The sequence below is a fragment of the Trichococcus flocculiformis genome (assembly GCF_900113645.1).
GTDB classification, from domain to species: Bacteria; Bacillota; Bacilli; order Lactobacillales; family Aerococcaceae; genus Trichococcus; species Trichococcus flocculiformis.
This window is the reverse complement of sequence record NZ_FOQC01000087.1, coordinates 1-3,024: the sequence shown is the minus strand read 5'-3', so window position 1 is coordinate 3,024 and position 3,024 is coordinate 1. Positions and strand designations below refer to the sequence as shown.

The following is a 3,024-nucleotide window of genomic DNA, read 5'->3' as shown; positions in this document are numbered from 1 at the left end:
GCCGGCGTGGCGGAATTGGCAGACGCGCTGGACTCAAAATCCAGTGCCCGCGAGGGCGTGCCGGTTCGACCCCGGCCGCCGGTATCACAAAAGAAGCCGTTCATAACAAGGAGTACTTTGTTATGAACGGCTTCTTTTTCTATTGCCTGGGCTCAGTGGTTTTTCGAAAGACAAATATTTTTCAGTTGACAATAATGAGAAAAGGATTATAATTGATTAAAATTAAATTAATAAAATCTGTGATGAGAAGTAGTAACCAATGGCGTTTAGTCAAAGCGAGTTTGGGGCAGTGAAAGCCAAGCACTGTAGCTGTCGGCGAATGGATCTCTGAGACGTGATGCGAAAATTATAGTAGCAAAAACCGGGAGTCCGCCGTTAAAAGGACGGGGTATCGAGTAACATCTGTACCCGCAGAGCGAGTTTTGTACTGAGGTGGCAAACGAATGGAAACATTTCGTCCTTTTGAGGAGGAAGTGTTTTTTTGATTCTGTAGTATTAGCGCGAAAACAATGCATAGCCCATTTTTTGATGACGCATTGGGTCCTTGATTCCGATAAGGAGGCAAGGAGCGCAAAGAACGACAGTGTCGGGTGTGAGTCAACAGTAGAGAACTAATATGGGTGGCACCGCGGCTACATCGTCCCATTATAGGGGATGTTGTGGCTTTTTTTGTACCCAAAATCCCCTGAATCAAGCAGAAACAGCAAAAAATCTCATTAGGGGTGAATGGAATGTTTAATCTGACAGCAACAGAATTTGCAGCAGCAAAAAAGCATAATAAGGTGTTTCCGGTACACTTGACGGTCAATGCGGATCAATTGACGCCTATCGGCATGTACTACAATCTCGAAGGGGAGCATAAGTTTTTGTTTGAGAGTGTCTTTTCGGAGCGGGAAATCGGGAGATACTCCTTCTTGGGTTCGAACCCTTATAAGAGCATCACGAGTATGGGCGAAGACGTCACGATCATCACCGATGGGCAACCCGTGCACAAAAAAGGCAAGGTGCTCGATTACGTAAAAGAGCAGGTGTCGATTCCGTATCTCAAGACCGATATCCCGTTGCCTTTCGTCGGCGGCGCGATCGGTTATGTCGGTTACGATGTCATCCGACAATACGAAAAGCTGCCGAATGTGAACCCGGATGAACTGCAGGCACCTGAAGCCTACTTGATGTTCTACAAGCAATTCATCAGCTACGACCACTACCAACACAAAATGACGCTTGTCCATAATGTTTTCCCCGAGGACACGGAGGATTATGAAACAATCACTGCCAATCTGGAAAAGTTAGCCGAAACGATGAACCAGACGAATGGCATCCGATCTTTCCAAGAGGTGAATCCGAATCAAGAAGTTTCTTCAAATGTCAGCGAAGCGGAATTTTGTAAACTCGTCGAGAAAGCAAAAGAATACATCAAAGCGGGCGACATCTTTCAGGTTGTCCTTTCGCAGCGCTTGACTATCAAATCGGAATCCGAACCGTTCGACATCTACAGAAGACTGCGCACAAAGAATCCGTCGCCTTACCTTTTCTATATCGATCTGGGTGATTTCCAGGTGGTCGGTTCCTCTCCGGAAAGTCTGGTCACCGTTCAGGATGGCGAAGTCATGACGAATCCGATAGCCGGAACACGCAGAAGAGGGAAGAACGAAGAGGAAGACAATGAATTGAAGAAAGAGTTGCTTGCGGATGAGAAAGAGCGGGCAGAACATGTGATGCTGGTGGATTTGGGAAGGAACGACATCGGCAGGATTAGCGAATTCGGCAGCGTCAAGCTGGATAAGTTCATGGAAGTGGATATTTATTCACACGTTATGCACATCGTTTCGAAGGTGACCGGCAAATTGAAACCGGGTCTGACCTGCTTTGAAGCCTTGAGCGCGTGTTTGCCTGTAGGGACCGTATCAGGTGCGCCGAAAATAAGGGCGATGGGCATCATCGACGAATTGGAAAAAACGAAGCGGGGCATCTATGCCGGTGCGGTCGGCTATTTTTCCTATAATGGCAACATGGACACCTGCATCGCCATCCGGACCATCATTCTGAAGGACGGCTTCGCCTATGTTCAAGCCGGCGCAGGGATTGTGCACGATTCCGTTCCGCAATCTGAATATACCGAGACGCTCAACAAAGCAATGGCCTTGAAGGAGGTAATCTGAATGATTTTATTGATCGATAACTATGATTCCTTTACGTACAACCTCTATCAATACATCGGAGAAATCAATCCGGATGTGCAGGTTCTGCGCAATGATGCCCTGACACTTGATGAAATGAAAGGGATGGACCTGGACTGCATCATCCTTTCCCCAGGACCGGGCGTGCCGGAAGATGCCGGGATCTGCGTTGATGTGGTCCGGGAGTTTGCCGGAAAAGTACCTTTGCTAGGAATCTGTCTTGGGCATCAGGCCATCGGGTATGCTTATGGCGGGAATGTCATTCGTGCGGAAACGCTGAAGCACGGAAAAACCTCCATGATCACACATAACGGAGACCCTCTTTTCCAAGGGATCGCTTCCCCATTCGAAGTCATGCGTTACCATTCGCTGGTAGTCGAGGAAAAGAGCCTTCCCGACGAACTGGAAATACTCTCCAAAAGTGTCGATGATGGCGTCATTATGGCGATGAAGCACAAGGAGCATGCCGCCTATGGCCTGCAGTTCCATCCCGAGTCCATCTTCACAAAAGATGGTCAGACGCTTATCCGGAACTTTTTGGAGAATATCGCCAAAAAAACAGCACAACCTGTGAATTGATATAAATAGGCATGGTGAGCGGGACAAATCCATCAGAGAATCCGAATGCGAAAGTCGGAATCCAGGGAGTTTGGACCGCTGATCCGCATGCCATATTGTGAAGAACGCCAGTGTTTATACGGATGGTGACGGAAGCCTTAAAAAAAATTAAAAAATCGTTGACAGCATTTGGCTGCGATGATAGTATATAGAAGTTGTCCGCCAGAATCGGCTTTGAAATGATTTGAAAAAATTGTTGACAGACGATTTAGAGCGTGATATTATA

Annotated in this window: 2 protein-coding genes and 1 tRNA gene; all 3 read left to right on the top strand. The window is 47.3% G+C overall.

The window, feature by feature from the left end; translation table 11 throughout:
* The 3 genes from BMZ71_RS14380 to BMZ71_RS14365 all read left to right on the top strand — a co-directional run bounded on the left by BMZ71_RS14380 (position 1) and on the right by BMZ71_RS14365 (position 2,759).
* Positions 1–84, top strand: a tRNA-Leu gene (locus tag BMZ71_RS14380).
* 647 nt (positions 85–731) lie between these two features.
* Positions 732–2,162 carry an anthranilate synthase component I gene (gene trpE, locus BMZ71_RS14370; protein ID WP_086990945.1) on the top strand — a complete coding sequence of 477 codons (1,431 nt, stop codon included), beginning with the start codon at positions 732–734 and terminating at the stop codon, positions 2,160–2,162.
* A complete protein-coding gene (locus BMZ71_RS14365) occupies positions 2,163–2,759 on the top strand; it encodes an anthranilate synthase component II (protein WP_086990943.1) in 597 nt (198 codons plus the stop codon). It begins immediately after the preceding gene.
* The last annotated feature ends 265 nt before the right edge of the window (positions 2,760–3,024 follow it).

What these genes read in the sequence shown, in the direction of transcription:
- trpE (WP_086990945.1), top strand. Translation starts at nt 732, where the DNA reads ATGTTTAATCTGACAGCAACAGAATTTGCAGCAGCAAAAAAGCATAAT.
- BMZ71_RS14365 (WP_086990943.1), top strand. Translation starts at nt 2,163, where the DNA reads ATGATTTTATTGATCGATAACTATGATTCCTTTACGTACAACCTCTAT.